At 48.2% G+C, this 16,871-nt stretch carries 17 protein-coding genes; 7 read left to right on the forward strand and 10 right to left on the reverse strand.

Annotated elements, in window-relative coordinates:
* Positions 1 to 130: 130 nt before the first annotated feature.
* Positions 131 to 499, forward strand: a complete 369-nt coding sequence (locus tag ACTHUE_RS02905; RefSeq protein WP_004519776.1) for a VanZ family protein — start codon at positions 131 to 133, stop codon at positions 497 to 499.
* Positions 500 to 610: 111 nt separating this feature from the next.
* Here the strand turns inward: ACTHUE_RS02905 and ACTHUE_RS02910 are convergent, their stop codons facing one another.
* From ACTHUE_RS02910 to dapA, 7 genes are all read right to left on the reverse strand, one after another.
* A complete protein-coding gene (locus ACTHUE_RS02910; protein WP_049336597.1) occupies positions 611 to 1,201 on the reverse strand; it encodes an opacity family porin in 591 nt (196 codons plus the stop codon).
* A 135-nt stretch (positions 1,202 to 1,336) separates the two neighbouring features.
* Complete coding sequence (hemW, locus tag ACTHUE_RS02915; protein WP_004519774.1) at positions 1,337 to 2,512, reverse strand: radical SAM family heme chaperone HemW; 1,176 nt, start codon at positions 2,510 to 2,512, stop codon at positions 1,337 to 1,339.
* Positions 2,513 to 2,608: 96 nt separating this feature from the next.
* Positions 2,609 to 2,971 (reverse strand): hypothetical protein, encoded by a 363-nt coding sequence (locus tag ACTHUE_RS02920; RefSeq protein WP_004519773.1) that lies wholly within the window; start codon positions 2,969 to 2,971, stop codon positions 2,609 to 2,611.
* Positions 2,972 to 3,024: 53 nt separating this feature from the next.
* Complete coding sequence (gene rdgB / locus ACTHUE_RS02925; RefSeq protein WP_004519772.1) at positions 3,025 to 3,618, reverse strand: RdgB/HAM1 family non-canonical purine NTP pyrophosphatase; 594 nt, start codon at positions 3,616 to 3,618, stop codon at positions 3,025 to 3,027.
* 9 nt (positions 3,619 to 3,627) lie between these two features.
* Positions 3,628 to 3,858 (reverse strand): NGO_0222 family membrane protein, encoded by a 231-nt coding sequence (locus ACTHUE_RS02930; RefSeq protein WP_039862168.1) that lies wholly within the window; start codon positions 3,856 to 3,858, stop codon positions 3,628 to 3,630.
* Positions 3,859 to 3,980: 122 nt separating this feature from the next.
* A complete protein-coding gene (gene bamC, locus ACTHUE_RS02935) occupies positions 3,981 to 5,111 on the reverse strand; it encodes an outer membrane protein assembly factor BamC (protein ID WP_004519770.1) in 1,131 nt (376 codons plus the stop codon).
* 82 nt (positions 5,112 to 5,193) lie between these two features.
* Positions 5,194 to 6,069, reverse strand: coding sequence for a 4-hydroxy-tetrahydrodipicolinate synthase (gene dapA / locus ACTHUE_RS02940; RefSeq protein ID WP_004519769.1), 876 nt, complete (start codon positions 6,067 to 6,069; stop codon positions 5,194 to 5,196).
* A gap of 336 nt (positions 6,070 to 6,405) precedes the next feature.
* On the opposite strand from dapA, the gene ACTHUE_RS02945 reads away from it, so the two are divergent.
* The 6 genes from ACTHUE_RS02945 (at position 6,406) to ACTHUE_RS02970 (ending at position 12,643) form a co-directional block, all read left to right on the forward strand.
* On the forward strand, positions 6,406 to 7,797 hold the full coding sequence (locus tag ACTHUE_RS02945) for a nucleobase:cation symporter-2 family protein (RefSeq protein ID WP_004519768.1): 1,392 nt from the start codon (positions 6,406 to 6,408) through the stop codon (positions 7,795 to 7,797).
* 116 nt (positions 7,798 to 7,913) lie between these two features.
* On the forward strand, positions 7,914 to 9,056 hold the full coding sequence (locus ACTHUE_RS02950) for a THUMP domain-containing class I SAM-dependent RNA methyltransferase (RefSeq protein ID WP_440361173.1): 1,143 nt from the start codon (positions 7,914 to 7,916) through the stop codon (positions 9,054 to 9,056).
* Positions 9,057 to 9,343: 287 nt separating this feature from the next.
* Positions 9,344 to 9,853, forward strand: coding sequence for an anaerobic ribonucleoside-triphosphate reductase activating protein (nrdG, locus tag ACTHUE_RS02955; protein ID WP_440361172.1), 510 nt, complete (start codon positions 9,344 to 9,346; stop codon positions 9,851 to 9,853).
* A gap of 54 nt (positions 9,854 to 9,907) precedes the next feature.
* Positions 9,908 to 11,752, forward strand: a complete 1,845-nt coding sequence (gene nrdD / locus ACTHUE_RS02960) for an anaerobic ribonucleoside-triphosphate reductase (protein ID WP_440361192.1) — start codon at positions 9,908 to 9,910, stop codon at positions 11,750 to 11,752.
* A 192-nt stretch (positions 11,753 to 11,944) separates the two neighbouring features.
* Complete coding sequence (locus ACTHUE_RS02965) at positions 11,945 to 12,334, forward strand: DUF5339 family protein (protein ID WP_070504841.1); 390 nt, start codon at positions 11,945 to 11,947, stop codon at positions 12,332 to 12,334.
* A gap of 81 nt (positions 12,335 to 12,415) precedes the next feature.
* Positions 12,416 to 12,643, forward strand: coding sequence for a hypothetical protein (locus ACTHUE_RS02970; protein ID WP_440360786.1), 228 nt, complete (start codon positions 12,416 to 12,418; stop codon positions 12,641 to 12,643).
* Here ACTHUE_RS02970 and ACTHUE_RS02975 read toward each other — a convergent pair whose 3' ends face one another.
* From ACTHUE_RS02975 to uvrA, 3 genes are read right to left on the reverse strand one after another with little or no spacing between them, the layout of a single operon-like run.
* Entirely contained in the window at positions 12,644 to 13,465 is an 822-nt protein-coding gene (locus tag ACTHUE_RS02975; protein ID WP_314765940.1) for a hypothetical protein, read from the reverse strand.
* A gap of 9 nt (positions 13,466 to 13,474) precedes the next feature.
* A complete protein-coding gene (locus ACTHUE_RS02980; RefSeq protein ID WP_314376869.1) occupies positions 13,475 to 13,906 on the reverse strand; it encodes a hypothetical protein in 432 nt (143 codons plus the stop codon).
* Positions 13,907 to 13,918: 12 nt separating this feature from the next.
* Complete coding sequence (gene uvrA, locus ACTHUE_RS02985; protein ID WP_440361171.1) at positions 13,919 to 16,765, reverse strand: excinuclease ABC subunit UvrA; 2,847 nt, start codon at positions 16,763 to 16,765, stop codon at positions 13,919 to 13,921.
* Positions 16,766 to 16,871 lie beyond the last annotated feature (106 nt).

The following is a 16,871-nucleotide window of genomic DNA, read 5'->3' on the forward strand; positions in this document are numbered from 1 at the left end:
AATGCAGTATTGAAGATGCCCCGGATGCAGAAGAAGTGGCACAATGGCGTGATATTTTGAAGGCGCGGGGTGGGAAATTTGTCCGCTTGGCAGATATCTGCCAAACATGGTTGGATGAAGAGGCCGATAAATGAAAGCCTTGCCGTTAAACAAATTTACTGTCGCTGCCTTGATTTGGTTTGCCGCCGCCATTTATGCCTTACTTTTCAAAGAGGGCGGCAATAGCGCTCCACCATTCCCTCATTTTGATAAAGTCGGCCATTTCGGGCTGTTCTTCGGTCAGGCATGGTTGTGTGCAAAAATATTTATTCAAGACAATAGGACTATTCCCTATAAAGGCATTCTGTTTGCCGCTTTATTGTTTGCCATAGGAAGCGAGCTGGCTCAGGCATTTCTGACTGCTACGCGCCAAGGTTCGATCGCGGACGGCATTGCCGATATGGCAGGTACGGCTGCGGCACTGTGGTTTGCAGAAAAAATAAAAGCAGCAAAAAGTTAGACATATTTAAAAAACTTAAAGGCCGTCTGAAATCCTGAGAAATAGGTTTCAAACGGCCTTTTGTTACTTGATGTATGAAGCGATCGTTGCTTTATACCAAATATTTAAAAATTAGAATTTTACGCGTACACCGGCAGATACTTCGTGGGATTGAATTTTGGTCTCTTCAAAATTGCCCCAATAGTTGTAGCGATAGCCAGCATCTAAAGCAACATTAGGCGTTACTTCGTAGCTTACACCAGCCAATGCACCAATACCCATTTTGGTTTTTCGTGAATGTTCTGTATAGTGAAAACCAGGGTCGGCTTCATCAGAATTTAATGAAACGCGATTAATACCTAAACGAGCACCAACGTAGGGCTTAACAGGTGTATTAGTATTGAAGTCATAGATTGCTGAAACGCCAATACTTTGAAATTTCAGTTTGTAATATAAGTGACTGTCATCCTCGTATTCACCTCTTTCAATAGATTTATGATGTGTATAGTCTGCTGCAACACGGAAGTCACCAAAATCATAACCAGCAGATAGACGAGGGCTAAAGCCTTTTGCTTTATCAGAGAATTCCTCTTCACCAGAGTTGTCTTTAATCTTAACAGTAGAATAACCAGCATCAGCTTGAACATAAAAACCTTTGGTTGCATCAGCCAATGCAAATGTAGGCAGGGAAAGAGCAATCAGTGTTACCAGAACTTTTTTCATTGTTTTGTCCTTAATGTAGGATTAGGAGTAGTGGATAATCGCCGGGGTTGGTCGTTCCCAACAATTATTCAGATTGTATTTTCTTGTCGTAAATTAAGCAAATCTAAAAATGTTTTAACTGTTGTAAAAAAGCACTTATAAAAAACACTGTAACAAGTCGTTTAAGAACAAACGGCCTTGCTCGGTCGGGCGGAACACGGTCGGATCTGATTCAAGCAGGCCTTTTTGTCTGGCGGTTTCGATTTGAGCCATGATTTTTGCAGTGGGGACGCCGGTACGTTCCTGCAACATTGCAGCAGGTACGCCATCGGTCAGGCGCAGGGCGTTCATCATGAACTCGAATGGAAGGTCTTCGGAAGCAACGGTTTTGTGCTCAACTGCTTCATGCGGATTGCCCTGCATAGCGGCAAGATAGTCGTTGGGATGGCGACGGCGGACAGTTCGCTCGATACGGTCGGGATAGGAAATTTTGCCGTGTGCGCCTGCACCTATGCCTAAGTAATCGCCAAACTGCCAGTAGTTCAAATTATGGCGGCACTGCATACCAGGTTTTGCAAAAGCCGATGTTTCGTAGTGGATAAAGCCTGCGCTTTCTAATGCACCGTGTACAGCATCTTCAATATCCAACGCCGCTTCATCTTGCGGTAATCCTTTTGGCGGCGTATGACCGAAAGGCGTGTTCGGTTCCATTGTCAGATGATATGCGCTGATATGCGATACGCCTGTTGCAATAGCGGTTTGCACATCGTTTAGGGCCGTCTGAACCGTTTGGTTTGGCAGGGCATACATCAAATCAATATTGACTTTATCAAATAATTTCAATGCAGTATCAATGGCTGTCAGTGCTTCTTTGCCGTTGTGAACGCGTCCCAATCGAGCAAGCATATCGTCGTTAAAACTTTGTACGCCGATAGATAGGCGCGTAATACCTGCGTCTTTAAATCCTTGAAACTTCTCAATTTCAAATGTGCCGGGGTTCGCTTCTAAAGTAATTTCCGCTTCGGGTTGCAAGCGCAACAGCGAACGCACGCCACTTAACAAACGGTCAATTGATTCCGCTTGAAACAGGCTGGGTGTGCCGCCGCCGAAGAATATCGTTTCTATCGGTCTGCCCCAAATATTGGGTAACTCAAGCTGCAAGTCGGTTAATAGGGCATCGATATAGGCTTCTTCCGGCAGGCCGTTTTTCAGGCTGTGGGAATTGAAGTCGCAATATGGACATTTTTTGATGCACCAAGGAATATGGATATAGAGTGATAAAGGAGGCAGGGCGGTTAGCTGGCCGGGGCGTTGGAAAGTGATTTGGGTCATGGTATGTGTTGAGGCTCAAGGCCGTCTGAAATTTTTAGGCCGTTATTTTAACTGAAATGTCGGCCGGGAAAGTAATCAGTAGGAAATTTGCGCAGTCTAAGCGCTCAAAAAAGCTTCAATTTCTTCTTCTGATAATTTGGAATTGCAGACAAATTTTATTTTGCCTTGTGAGATGTTGAGTAATGCGGGAACAGTTTTGATGCCGTGTTGTTCACGAAAAGTCTTTAAAGCTGCTTTGTTGCTGCTGTCTGTAAAGCGGATAGTAAGCTGCTTGTTTAAGGAAACGGTAAATAGTTTTGCAACAAAACGGCGACAGTATGAACAGCTTGGTTTGCCTAAAAAGACGATAGCAGTTTCTTGACTATCAATGAGTTGCAGAAGTTCGTCAGGTGTGGTTGGGATGAAGGCAGCGACGTGTTTTGCAAAGGCTGCCAATTCTTCAGGCGAGGGTTTGGGCATGGGAATGAATGTGAGGTAGGCCGTCTGAAGGTTTCAGACGGCCTGTTATTGATTTATAAGGATTCGATTTTTCTTAACAATTCACGCAAAGCTTGGGCGCGGTGGCTTTCGGCATTTTTGATTTCAGGATCAAGCTCGGCAGCGGTGCAACCGTGTTCGGCCAGATAGAAATGCGGGTCGTAGCCGAAGCCGTTTGTGCCGGCTGCTTCTGCCTGCCATTGTCCGCGCCAGATGCCTTCGGCGATAATGGGTTGCGGGTCGTTTTCGTGGCGGACGAGGACGAGTACGCAGACGTAGTAGCAGCTTTTATCGTCTTTATCGGCAAGATCGGCAGAGAGTTTGGCGTTGTTTGCGGCATCGGATTTAGGGTTTTCGCCTGCATAACGTGCGGAGAAAATGCCGGGTGCGCCGTTTAAGGCGTTGGTGCAGATGCCGGAGTCGTCGGCAAGTGCCGGTAAGCCGCTGTATTTGGCGGCATGACGTGCTTTAGCCAGGGCATTTTCAACAAAGGTATGGTACGGTTCGGGACATTCGGGCGTATTGAACTGCGATTGCGGCAGGACTTCGATGTTTAAGTCGGCAAAGAGGCGGGAAAATTCTTTGAGTTTGCCTGCGTTGCCACTGGCAAGGACGATTTTTTCAAACATGGTTTTTCCTTAATGGTTTTCGGTTTGCTGCATACGAGCAATTTGTGCGCGTGCTTTGTGGCGGATGTAAAGGGCAAGGCTGCCGATTTGGGCAAAAACGGCGGCAAAGGCAAACAGAAAGGTGGCAACGGCAAATTGTTTGCTGTGAATGCTTAGAAGATAAGCGCCCAACAGAATCAGTACGATAAACATCAGGGTAAACAGGGCGGTCAGGAGCAGATAGGCTTTTTGTCGGGTCATGGCAGCTTGGGTAAGGGGGAAAAATGTTCTGATTATAACGTCAGATTGGGAATTTGAAACCATGCCGGATTCGTTAAAAAGGCCGTCTGAATATTTCAGACGGCCTTAATTTGAATAACTGATTAACGCAATTCTGTGTGCAGGCGGCTCAACAATGTGGAGGCATCGCTGCCTTTGTATGGGCTGCCGTCTTTGTTCAACAGATGGAGGCGTGCGCCATTGTTGATAGGCTCAACATACACGATGATTTCAGGGTACGTTTTTGGCGCTTCTGCTTTGCCTTTGCCAAATACGCGTTTGAACAGGCCCGGTTTTTTATTGGCAACTGCTTCGCCTTCGGTTGGCGCTTGTTGAACCAAGAAGGCGCGGCGTTCGGCATTTTGACCGATAACAGTCAGGCCGATGCGGTCAAGCGCAAGGGCGGTACGGCGCCAGTTGCGGCCGTAATCGCCTGCCAGCAACAGAGTGCCATTGTCCACACGCGCCAATTCAGAAGCATTGCTGCGGGCGGCAACGCTTTGGGTCAGAGCTTGTTCGGCTTGCTGACCGTCAACGCCCAAATATTGCATAAAGCGGGCGAGGAATGCGGCTTCGAGGTTAGGGTCGCTCTCGCTTGGCTGCCACATCGTAGTGTCTTTTTTACGGTCGGCATAAACTTCTTTCATGCCTTTGTGGGCGAAGAAGATGTCGGTCGAACCGTTTTTACCTTGTTCGATGCGGATGATGAACTTGTCGCGTTCGCTGGTAGAGTAGATGCCGCCCAAGCCGACTTTATCCAGCAGACGGCGCAGGCTGTCTTGAGGGATTTTGGCTCGGTTTTCAGCCCACTCGGTTTCCATTTGGCCGATGGCCGGTTCTTCAGATTTGATGTCGAAACCGTTTTCTTGCCAGAACACTTTCAGCAAAGGCCAAATTTCGCGAGGCGATTTGCCTTCGACAACCAACCAGCGTTGGTTGCCGTCACGCTCAAGGCGTACGCCTTTAACGGATTTCAAGACTTCTGCATTTGCAGGCTGCTGTACGGCTTGGGTGCGGCGTTTGTTGAAATCGCTGGCGCGGACGGCGCCGCTGCCTGCCGGTAATTGATAGAGGTTGCCTTGGTCTGGGTTGTTCAAATCAGGTGGTACTTCCAGTTTGACTAGGCGGTGAGATTGACTTTGATAGTCGAGTTTGGGTTGTTCTTTTTTGCTGCCGGAACAGGCAGTCATGCTAATCAGGGCGAGGGCTACTACGATGGGTTTAATATAGGTCATCTTGTTTTCCTGTGGATGGAGTTCTTAACAGGGAGGCCGTCTGAAAAAGGGTGTTTGGGATTCAGACGGCCTTATTTCCGGATCAGATTTGTCCTGATTTTTCCAGAGCGGCTCGGACTTTGGCTTGACCGGCTTCGGTCAGTGCTACCAAAGGCAGGCGAACATGGGGTTCGCATTTGCCCAATAAGCTCAGGCCCCATTTGGGCGCGGCCGGGCTGGGCTCGCAGAACATGGTGTTATAAATTGGGATAAGTTGCTCGTTTAGACGACGGGCGGTCGCAATATCGCCCTCAAGGGCGGCTCGGCACATATCGGCAAAGAGTTTCGGTGCAACGTTGGCTGCAACGGTTACCACGCCATGACCGCCACACAGCATGAAAGGCAGGCCGGTAGGGTCATCGCCGGAGAATACTGCAAAACCTTCAGGAACGCTGTTGATCAATTCGATGTTGTTACCGATATTGCCGCTGGCTTCTTTCACGCCGACGATATTCGGAATCTCGGCCAAACGCAAAATAGTGTCGTTGCTCATGCTGACGACGGTACGGCCGGGAACATTATAGATAACCATCGGAATCGAAGTGGCTTCGGCGATGGCTTTGAAATGTTGGTAAATGCCTTCTTGCGAAGGTTTGTTGTAGTAGGGAACAACAGATAAGGTGTAGTCCGCACCGGCTTGCTCGGCGGCTTTGGAAAGGGCGATGGCTTCGACAGTATTGTTGGCGCCTGTACCGGCGATAACGGGAACGCGCTTGTTGACGTGTTTGACAGTGGCTTCAATAACGGCCAAATGTTCTTCGACAGGCAGGGTGGCTGACTCGCCGGTGGTGCCGACTGCGACGATACCGTCGGTGCCGTTTTCAATGTGCCAGTCGATTAAGTCGTGAAGTTGTTCGTAGTTGATGCTGCCGTCTTGATTCATCGGAGTAATCAGGGCAACCAGACTGCCTTTTAACATACGGAAACCTTTAATTTTATGGTGTGGGTGAATTATGCAGTGGATTGTAGCTTACTTTGTTGTTTGTGTGAAACATATCCGCTATGAGGCTTTGCTGTTTAATGGTGACTTGTCATTATCTTAATGAATAATACATTTTTAAATCATTGGTTTGTTTGTTTTTAGGTAGAAAAATGATGTCAAGAATTAAAATGTGTTAAGGCGGTTTGAGGCCGTCTGAAAACGGCTGGGCGGAACTTTCAGACGGCCTGATGGTTTTGAATTTGCTGATACATTTCAAATTGGTTAAAATACGCATCTTAATATTTTTTAACGATTCTTGAGAGAAGGTTCAACATGGCCGGAATGACTGAAAAACAGGCGGAATCGCTTGATTTGGTTTATGGTTTGGAAGACAAGCCGCCGTTTGGGAATGCGTTGTTGAGTGCGGTTACGCACCTTCTGGCGATTTTTGTCCCGATGATTACTCCGGCATTGATTGTCGGCGGGGCGTTGGAGCTGCCGGTTGAAATGACGGCTTATTTGGTGTCGATGGCGATGGTGGCTTCAGGTGTCGGCACTTATTTGCAGGTTAACCGTTTCGGGCCGGTCGGTTCGGGTATGTTGTCGATTCAGTCGGTCAACTTCTCTTTTGTTACCGTGATGATTGCGCTCGGTACCGGTATGAAAGAGGGCGGCTTGACTAAAGATGTGATGATTTCAACGCTCTTGGGCGTGTCCTTTGTTGGCGCGTTTTTGGTGTGCTTCTCCGCTTGGCTTTTGCCTTATCTGAAAAAAGTGATTACGCCGACTGTAAGCGGCGTGGTCGTCATGTTGATCGGCTTGAGCTTGGTGCATGTCGGCATTACTGACTTTGGCGGCGGCTTCGGTGCGAAAGCAGACGGTACGTTCGGTTCGATGGAAAACTTAGGTCTGGCATCGCTGGTGTTGCTGATTGTATTGGTTTTCAACTGCTTGAAAAACCCATTGCTGCGTATGAGCGGCATCGCGGTGGGTTTGATTGTCGGTTATATTGTTGCGCTGTTTTTGGGCAAAGTAGATTTTTCCGCCCTGCAAAACCTGCCGCTGATTACCCTGCCTGTTCCGTTTAAATATGGTTTCGCATTTGATTGGCACGCGTTTATCGTTGCCGGTGCGATTTTCCTGTTGAGCGTATTTGAAGCAGTGGGCGATTTGACGGCGACTGCGATGGTCTCCGAGCAGCCGATTGAGGGTGAGGAATACACCAAACGTCTGCGCGGTGGCGTATTGGCAGATGGTTTGGTTTCTGTAATTGCGACTGCGTTGGGCTCTTTGCCTTTAACCACGTTTGCGCAAAATAACGGCGTGATTCAAATGACCGGCGTGGCTTCGCGTCATGTGGGCAAATATATTGCGGCGATTTTGGTATTGTTGGGTTTGTTCCCCGTCATCGGCCGCGCGTTTACTACGATTCCGAGTCCTGTTTTGGGTGGCGCGATGGTGTTGATGTTTGGCCTGATTGCGATTGCCGGCGTGCGGATTTTGGTCAGCCACGGTATTCGCCGTCGTGAAGCAGTTATCGCGGCGACTTCTGTCGGTTTGGGTTTGGGCGTGGCATTTGAGCCGGAAGTGTTCAAAAACCTGCCGGTATTGTTCCAAAACTCAATTTCCGCAGGCGGTATTATGGCAGTATTGTTGAACTTGGTTTTGCCGGAGGATAAAACCGATAAAGCGGTTAAGGTGGAAACCGATAGTTTGGAGCACTAAGCAAGCTTTATTCAAAGGCCGTCTGAAGTTTCAGACGGCCTTTTGGTTTTCGGCTATAATATTGTTTTTATTTGTTATCCGAGTGGTTCGGATAGCCCTACCCGGAAAGGTTTTATATGACGGTTTATTCACTTTTTATCACTTGTCCTCGCGGTTTGGAAGCGCCTTTGACGCAAGAACTCGAAAGCATGGCATGTCAGGATATACGTGCTGTTGACGGCGGTGTGGCATGTAAAGGCACGATGGAGCAGGTGTATTGCATCAACCTGCATTCGCGCGTTGCCAGCCGTGTTTTACTGCGTTTGACTAAAGGCGGTTATCGCAACGAACACGATATCTACAAACTCGCACGAAATCTGCATTGGACGGGTTGGTTTAAGCTGGAGCAGACCTTTAAAGTCAAAGTCGAAGGCAAGCGCGCCAATGTGAAAAGCTTGGATTTTGTCGGTTTGAAAATCAAAGATGCCGTCTGCGATGCATTCCGCGATATTTATGATGCGCGTCCGAGCGTGGGTAAAATCAACCCCGATATCCGCATTCATGCCTTTATCGATGAGCGCAACGTGGAAATCTTTATCGATACTTCCGGCGAAGCACTCTTCAAACGCGGCTATCGTCAGGATACCGGCGAAGCGCCATTGAGAGAGAACTTGGCGGCAGGTTTGCTGCTTTTGGCAGGCTATGACGGTACGCAGCCTTTCCAAGACCCGTTTTGCGGCAGTGGCACGATTGCCATTGAGGCAGCATGGATTGCGACACACCGTGCGCCGGGCTTGATGCGTCGTTTCGGTTTTGAAAAACTGCAAAACTTCGACAAAGAAAAATGGCAAGCCCTGCGCCGTGAGGCTGAAAAACAAATCAAACCGGCCGCCGCGCCAATTTCCGGCAGCGACAACGACCGTTATATGATTCGTGCCGCATTGGCCAATGCCCAAGCCGCCGAAGTGGATAATTTCATCCGCTTTGACGTGCAAGATGCGCAGGCTGCGCGACCGAACGGCGAACACGGCATTATGATTTCCAATCCACCTTATGGCGTGCGCCTTGCAGAAATTCAGGCTTTACAGGCGCTTTATCCGCAACTGGGCACATGGTTGAAACAGCATTACGCAGGCTGGCTTGCCGGAATGTTTACCGGCGATCGAGATATGCCGAAATTTATGCGCCTTTCTCCGAAGCGTAAGATTCCGCTGTTTAACGGTAATTTGGATTGCCGATTGTTTTTGATGGATATGGTTAAAGGCTCGAATCGGGGCTAAAACCTGAAATAGAGGCCGTCTGAAAGATGATTTCAGACGGCCTTTTTTTATTTGTTAAAACCGTCTTTGTTATAACGGAGTTTGCTTTTCTTTTTTTATATTAATATACTGAAATTGTTTTCAGACGGCCTTTATCAATGGAGCCATGTAGATGTAATTATTGAAATTTACAATCTATCAAATTATAAAAAGCTATTACAAAATAAAGATGGATTGTTAAATAAAATACCATATCTAGTAGTATTGTGTTTTAATGCACACCATATATTGTGTTTTATGGCATTGCAATGAGCGGTTTGAAATTTACAATCGAGCAAATTGTATGGCAGGAAGTGCCGGGCGAAGTGTCGCTGGCGTTTCTGTTTTCCGGTTGTCCGCTGCGTTGTAAAGGCTGTCATAGTGCCGATACGTGGAAAGAGGGCATCGGCACGGAATTGACCGAGGATTATTTAAAAGGCCGTCTGAAACGCTATCACGGATTGATCACATGCGTGTTGTTTATGGGCGGAGAATGGCAGCCGGAAGCCTTGCAGAAAATGTTGGGCATCGTGACACAGGCGGGTTTGAAAGCCTGTTTGTACACAGGCCTGGAGCGTGAGGAGCTGGAGGCGGTTTCAGACGGCATCCTGCCTTATCTGACGTATCTGAAAACCGGCCGCTGGCAGATGGAACTGGGCGGCTTGGACAGCCCGACCACCAACCAGAAGTTTATCGATTTGCGTACGGGCGAAGTGTTGAACCGATTGTTTATCAAAGACAAACCTGCGCCTAAAGTTTTTCCAGTGGCTTCAATTTAGCTCAATGCTGTATTGCACTGATTTAAATTGAATTTATTGTATTCGCTGACAGCGATGTTTCAGACGGCCCAACCGTCATTGTTTAATAAATCATCCAAACCATACAGGAGAATTAACATGATTCGGCTGCATCCCGAACAGTTAAACGGAAAACTACAATTCATGCGCGACTACATCAGCGCGCAAAACGCGGCGGACGGCTCGAAAATAGACGCCAATGCCAACGTTACCCAGAAAAACATCGCCACGATGGAAGCGGAAATCATGAAAGACTTTTTCGTGCAGATTAACCGCGCCCAAGTATCGCGCAAAATCGCCGAAATTTTCGACCAATCCGTCGCCGACGAATACATCCGCCAGATTGAGGCGCATGAGATTTATGTGCACGACGAAACCAGCCTCAAGCCTTATTGTGTGTCGGTTACGCTGTATCCTTTCCTGCTCGACGGCTTAAGCAAACTCGGCGGCGAATCCAAAGCGCCACAACATTTGGCATCATTTTGCGGCTCGTTTATCAATCTTGTGTTTGCCATTAGCGCGCAATTTGCCGGCGCGGTGGCGACGGTGGAATTTCTGACCTATTTTGACTACTTTGCCCGCAAAGACTACGGCGACGATTATTTGGAAACCCATGGCAAAGAAATTGCCAACCATATGCAGCAGGTGGTGTACAGCATCAACCAGCCCGCCGCCGCACGCGGCTATCAGAGCGTATTTTGGAACATTTCCGTTTACGATCAATACTATTTTGACGCGATGTTCGGCGATTTCGTCTTTCCCGATTTCAGCAAACCGGTATGGGCGAGCGTGGCGAAGCTGCAAAACTTCTTCCTCAAATGGTTTAATCAAGAGCGCAGCAAAGCCGTTTTGACTTTTCCCGTCGTGACCGCTGCGATGCTGACCGACAGCGGCAAATGCAAAGACACCGTGTTCGCTGACGAAATGGCGAAAGAGTTGGCGGAAGGCAATTCCTTCTTCGTCTATCTTTCCGACAACCCCGACTCGTTGGCTTCCTGCTGCCGTCTGCGTAACGCCATCGAAGACCGCACTTTCAGCTATACCCTCGGCGCAGGCGGCGTGGCGACCGGTTCCATCAACGTCATCACCATCAATATGAACCGATTGGAGCAAGACGGGCGCGACCTTGCCGCCGAAGTGGCCAAAATCCACAAATACCAATACGCCTACCGCAAACTGATGGAAGAATACCAAGCCGCCGGCATGTTGCCCGTTTACGATGCAGGCTTCATCACGCTGGACAAACAGTTCCTCACCATCGGCATCAACGGCATGGCGGAAGCCGCCGAATCGCAAGGCATTAAAGTCGGCTACAACGATGACTACATCAACTTTGTCCAAGGCCGTCTGAAAACCATATTTGAAGCCAATCAAGCCGCCAGCAAACACTACGGCGTGAAGTTCAACACTGAGTTCGTCCCCGCCGAAAACCTCGGCGTGAAAAACGCCAAATGGGACAAAGCCGACGGCTATAAAGTCAGCCGTGAATGCTACAACTCCTATTTCTACGTCGTCGAAGACGAAGAAATCAACGCGCTCGACAAATTCCTGCTGCACGGCAAAGAACTGGTGGACTGGCTCGACGGCGGCTCCGCGCTGCACCTGAACCTTGACGAAGCCCTGCCCGAATCCGGCTACCGCTCGCTCTTGGACATCGCCGCGCAAACCGGCTGCAACTACTTCTGCGTGAACGTGCGCATCACCATCTGCAACGAATGCGGCCATATCGATAAACGCACCCTGCACGCCTGTTCAGCCTGCGGCTCGCACGACATCGACTACGGCACCCGCGTCATCGGGTATCTGAAGCGAGTATCCGCCTTCTCAAGCGGACGGCGCAAAGAGCATGCGCTCAGACATTATCACCGTAAAGCGGCGTAATCATTGAAAAAAGGATTACTTAAAAAAAGCAAAGGCCGTCTGAAATTTCAGACGGCCTTTAGCATGTTTTAGATAGATTGATTCTTTCAGCTGCATGATTTTAATTAAATTAAACAACAATGCTTGACACTGTAATATAATGAATTAACATATAACATCCTTTAACCCAAATTCAAAAAAAGCGAGAGACACATGAAAACATCAGCTTTATTGGCAGCTTTGTTGGCTGCTCTGTCCCTGTCAGCATGCGGCGGCGGTTCAGGCTCATCTTCTTCTGCCGTTTGTGACGAGTACGAAAAAGCATTTGCCGAAGCAACTAAAGACGTAGATGCCGCAACCAAAGACATGATGCAAAAATCTTTCGAACAAACCAAAGAGGCGTTGAAAAACCTGCCTGCAGACCAACGTGATGCAACTTGTAAAACTTCTTTGGACGCTTTGAAAGGCGTTCCTGCTGCAGAAACTCCTGAAGAAAAAGCCGAAGAAGCCAAAGATGCCGCTGAAGAGGCTAAAGAAGAAGCAAAAGACGCAGCGGAAGATGCCAAAGAAGCTGCTGAAGACGCTAAAGAAGAAGCTAAATAATACGGCTAAGCTTTACAGAAAAACGGATTCCAATGATTTGGAATCCGTTTTTTGTTTTGTGAGTTAGGAGAGTTATTTTAGATGAAATATTTTCAATTTTCAGACGGCCATTTTTCATGCCGTCTGAAAGCGTTAGTTTTAACTAAGTTTAATTTACAACAGAAAGCCATCAATCAAACAACCGCGTGCGTGCGTACCGCACACACCCTACGCGCTGGTTTTGAAGTTCCGTGTAATTCACAGGTAGGGTGTGTGGTGCAGCCACGCACGCGGTCGGTTGAGTATGCAGGCTACGGCTTGCTTATATAATTATTCATTTGAATTTGTAATTTCAAATCCTGAAAAAATATTTAGGAAGTTTTTAGGTCTAAAACGAATCTGACCTCCCCTTCCTTGTGGCCACATCTTTCGAATTTCAGGAGAAACACCAATTTTATTACGGCCAGATGATAATTTTGTTGCATCATATACGCAACTACCAAACGCTTTTACATGTTTCTTATTATCTAAACCAATTGCATGTATGATAGTATGACTTTTTGCTAATCCAACACCTATATGAATTTCTTTAGGTAACCCGTATCTGTTAGATATTGAATTATTTACTAATTCTCTGACATCAAAGATAATCCTTTGAGCTGTTCTATTAACTTTATAAATATCCTCATCTTCTCCTGTCAACTGAAAGAAACCTAAAACCCCATCTCCTAGATATTCTGTGACTTCCCCATTTTCAAAGTTTATAGTTTTTTCTATAGCTGGTAATAAGGCTGATGTTTCTAGAAAAATTCTGCGCAAAGGACTAAAAGGTTGTCCTTGTACATTAATTTGGGTTTTTGCATGTTTAGTTGAGTCTCGCATGTCAGCAACTAGTGCAATTAATTCTTCATTTCTACTTTTGTATTCAGGAATTTTAGGGACCCCCGGTAACCTAGTATCAAGGGGTTCTGCACTATCACAAACTATACTTTCAGACTTATTAAGGCTTTCAAAAGCAAGCTCACGCCTTTTAGATTCTTCATTTTCCAAATTTGATCCACTTTCTTTCCAAAATTGATCAGCAATATCTAATTGTTTATTAATTAAATCTTGTATCATTTCTCTCTGAAAATCATTCATATAGCTAGTCATTTTCATCCCTTAAATCGAAAATATAATGGCAAGGAGACATAATAAGCAAAATAATGAAATAGCCCATAAGGCTATTTTAATAGCAGATATTTTAATTTTTAATATATCGTATAAGTTATTTAATTCAATTTCTAATTGTTGAACATTATGATCTTTCGTTTCTTTCTCTGCAAGAGTAGGATGCTTTTTCTTAAATCTTGGATACAGAGCAAAAAATAATGAGCCAATAGATAAAAACCAAGATAATCCAATGATAAATATTAGTATTTTTCCGAAGCAAGAATGTTGTAATATTTTAGTGATTAGCTCAGCAGAGTTTGTTGCTTGGCTAATTGGCAGAAAGCAAATCACACATAGAATACCAATTTTAGCATCTTGAGCTTTAATGCTATCTTGAATATCAGAAATTTCATCTCTATAAAAATCATTATCAAAAGACATTGCTATTTTCCTTTATAAAACTGTCTTCAAATACTTTCCAGTATAACTTCCCTTAACCCTCGCCACTTCCTCAGGGCTACCTGAAGCGATAATTTTACCACCACCATCGCCGCCTTCCGGCCCCAAATCCACAATCCAATCCGCTGTTTTAATCACATCCAGATTATGCTCGATAATCACTATCGAGTTGCCTTTGCCTTTCAGACGACCTATGACTTCCAGCAATAGGGCGATGTCGGCGAAGTGCAGGCCGGTGGTGGGTTCGTCGAGGATGTAGAGCGTTCTGCCGGTGTCGCGTTTGGAGAGTTCCAAGGCGAGTTTGACGCGTTGGGCTTCGCCGCCGGAGAGGGTCGTGGCGGATTGGCCGAGGCGGATGTAACCGAGGCCTACGTCCATCAGAGTTTGCAGTTTGCGCGATACGGTGGGAACGGCGTCGAAAAATTCGCGGGCTTCTTCAACGGTCATGTCGAGGACTTGGCTGATGTTTTTGCCTTTGTATTGGATTTCGAGCGTTTCGCGGTTGTAGCGTTTGCCGTGGCAGACTTCGCAGGGGACGTACACGTCGGGCAGGAAGTGCATTTCGACTTTGATGACGCCGTCGCCTTGGCAGGCTTCGCAGCGGCCGCCTTTGACGTTGAAGGAGAATCTGCCGACGTTGTAGCCGCGTTCGCGCGAGAGAGGTACACCGGCGAAGAGTTCGCGGATGGGGGTGAACAGGCCGGTGTAGGTGGCGGGGTTGGAACGCGGGGTGCGGCCGATGGGGGATTGGTCGACGTTGATGACTTTGTCGAGGTGTTCGAGGCCATGGATGTCGTCGTATGGGGCGGGTTCTTCTTGGGCGCGGTTGAGTTCGCGGGCGGTGATTTTGGCGAGGGTGTCGTTAATCAGGGTGGATTTGCCGCTGCCGGATACGCCGGTGATGCAGGTAATCAAACCGAGCGGCAGTTCGAGGGTAACGTTTTTGAGGTTGTTGCCGCGCGCGCCCTTGAGGACGAGCATTCGGTCGGGATTGACGGGCGTGCGTTCAGACGGCACGGCAATGGATTTTTTACCGCTGAGGTATTGTCCGGTAATGGATTGCTCGCATTTGGCGACGTTTTCGGGGGTATCGGCAATCAGTACGTTGCCGCCGTGTTCGCCTGCGCCGGGACCCATATCGACGACAAAATCGGCTTCGCGGATGGCGTCTTCGTCGTGTTCGACCACAATAACGCTGTTGCCCAAATCGCGCAGGCGTTTGAGTGTGGCGAGCAGGCGGTCGTTGTCGCGCTGGTGCAGGCCGATGGAGGGTTCGTCCAAAACGTACATTACGCCGGTCAGTCCGCTGCCGATTTGACTGGCGAGGCGGATGCGCTGGGCTTCGCCACCGGAAAGGGTTTCGGCGGAGCGGGAGAGATTCAGGTAATCCAGTCCGACGTTGATCAGGAAGCCGAGCCGCTCGGTGATTTCTTTGAGGATTTTTTCGGCGATTTGTTTTTTGTTGCCGTCCAAATCCAGCGTTTCAAAGAATTGGTGGGTTTCGGTCAGCGGCCAGGCGGAAACTTCGTGCAACGGTTCGCCGCTGACGTAAACGTAGCGCGCTTCTTTGCGCAAACGTGCGCCGCCGCAGCTCGGGCAGGCGCGGTGGTTTTGGTATTCGCGCAGTTTTTCGCGCACGGTTTCGCTGTCGGTTTCGCGGTAGCGGCGTTCGAGATTGGGAATGATGCCTTCGAAGGCGTGGCTGCGGTTGAAGGTGGTGCCGCGTTCGGACAGGTAGGTGAAGTCGATGACTTCTTTACCCGAACCGTGCAAGACAACTTTTCTGACTTTTTCCGGTAGGGTTTCCCAAGCGGCGTTGACATCAAATTTATAATGATGCGCCAGCGATTGAATCATTTGGAAATAGAATTGGTTGCGTTTGTCCCAGCCGTCAATCGCGCCTGCGGCTAAGGATAATTCGGGATGGGCGACCACTTTTTCGGAGTCGAAAAAGTTGGTGTTGCCCAAGCCGTCGCAAGTCGGGCAGGAACCCATCGGGTTGTTGAAGGAAAACAGGCGCGGCTCTAATTCGGGTAGGCTGTATGAGCATACGGGACAGGCAAAACGCGCGGAGAACCAATGTTCTTCGCCGCTTTCCATCTCCATTGCCAGCGCGCGCTCGTTGCCGTGGCGTAATGCAGTTTCAAAACTTTCCGCCAGCCGCTGCTTGATGTCCGCCTTCACTTTCACGCGGTCGATGACCACGTCGATATTGTGTTTGATGTTTTTTTCCAGCTTCGGTACTTCGTCAAGCTGATAGACCTCGTCGTCCACGCGTACACGCGCAAAGCCCTGAGCCTGCAAGTCGGCAAAGAAATCGACAAACTCGCCCTTACGCTCGCGCACCGCCGGCGCAAGAATCATTACGCGTGTGTCTTCCGGCAGTTTCAACACGGCATCGACCATCTGCGACACGGTCTGGCTGGATAGCGGCAAGTTGTGTTCGGGGCAATACGGCGTGCCGACGCGGGCGTATAAAAGGCGCAGGTAGTCGTGGATTTCTGTTACCGTGCCGACGGTGGAACGCGGGTTGTGGCTGGTGGATTTTTGCTCGATGGAAATTGCGGGCGAGAGGCCTTCGATCAAATCGACATCGGGTTTGTCCATCATCTGCAAAAATTGACGAGCATAGGCGGAAAGGCTTTCAACATAACGGCGTTGGCCTTCGGCATATAAAGTATCAAACGCCAGCGACGATTTGCCGCTGCCTGACAATCCTGTTACCACCACGAGCTTGTGGCGCGGAATGTCCAAATCGACATTTTTCAAATTATGTGTACGCGCGCCGCGGATGCGGATGGTGTCATTATCGTGTGAATGTTTGGGATGATGGTTGCACATATTGTCAGGCCGTCTGAAAAATAAAATAAACGGCTATTGTAGCACTTTTCAAATGACAGACTGGATAGATAAAGCATTTGATATAAAAGAAACAAAGAGGCCGTCT

The organism is Neisseria sp. P0021.S005 (genome assembly GCF_051956955.1).

Coding starts and splice junctions, on each gene's coding strand:
- ACTHUE_RS02930 (WP_039862168.1), bottom strand. CDS start 3,858: ATGACCCGACAAAAAGCCTATCTGCTCCTGACCGCCCTGTTTACCCTG.
- ACTHUE_RS02945 (WP_004519768.1), top strand. CDS start 6,406: ATGGCCGGAATGACTGAAAAACAGGCGGAATCGCTTGATTTGGTTTAT.
- ACTHUE_RS02980 (WP_314376869.1), bottom strand. CDS start 13,906: ATGTCTTTTGATAATGATTTTTATAGAGATGAAATTTCTGATATTCAA.
- ACTHUE_RS02975 (WP_314765940.1), bottom strand. CDS start 13,465: ATGACTAGCTATATGAATGATTTTCAGAGAGAAATGATACAAGATTTA.
- rdgB (WP_004519772.1), bottom strand. CDS start 3,618: ATGTTTGAAAAAATCGTCCTTGCCAGTGGCAACGCAGGCAAACTCAAA.
- ACTHUE_RS02905 (WP_004519776.1), top strand. CDS start 131: ATGAAAGCCTTGCCGTTAAACAAATTTACTGTCGCTGCCTTGATTTGG.
- bamC (WP_004519770.1), bottom strand. CDS start 5,111: ATGACCTATATTAAACCCATCGTAGTAGCCCTCGCCCTGATTAGCATG.
- hemW (WP_004519774.1), bottom strand. CDS start 2,512: ATGACCCAAATCACTTTCCAACGCCCCGGCCAGCTAACCGCCCTGCCT.
- ACTHUE_RS02920 (WP_004519773.1), bottom strand. CDS start 2,971: ATGCCCAAACCCTCGCCTGAAGAATTGGCAGCCTTTGCAAAACACGTC.
- ACTHUE_RS02910 (WP_049336597.1), bottom strand. CDS start 1,201: ATGAAAAAAGTTCTGGTAACACTGATTGCTCTTTCCCTGCCTACATTT.
- ACTHUE_RS02950 (WP_440361173.1), top strand. CDS start 7,914: ATGACGGTTTATTCACTTTTTATCACTTGTCCTCGCGGTTTGGAAGCG.
- ACTHUE_RS02970 (WP_440360786.1), top strand. CDS start 12,416: ATGAAATATTTTCAATTTTCAGACGGCCATTTTTCATGCCGTCTGAAA.
- nrdG (WP_440361172.1), top strand. CDS start 9,344: ATGAGCGGTTTGAAATTTACAATCGAGCAAATTGTATGGCAGGAAGTG.
- nrdD (WP_440361192.1), top strand. CDS start 9,908: ATGTTTCAGACGGCCCAACCGTCATTGTTTAATAAATCATCCAAACCA.
- dapA (WP_004519769.1), bottom strand. CDS start 6,069: ATGTTAAAAGGCAGTCTGGTTGCCCTGATTACTCCGATGAATCAAGAC.
- uvrA (WP_440361171.1), bottom strand. CDS start 16,765: ATGTGCAACCATCATCCCAAACATTCACACGATAATGACACCATCCGC.
- ACTHUE_RS02965 (WP_070504841.1), top strand. CDS start 11,945: ATGAAAACATCAGCTTTATTGGCAGCTTTGTTGGCTGCTCTGTCCCTG.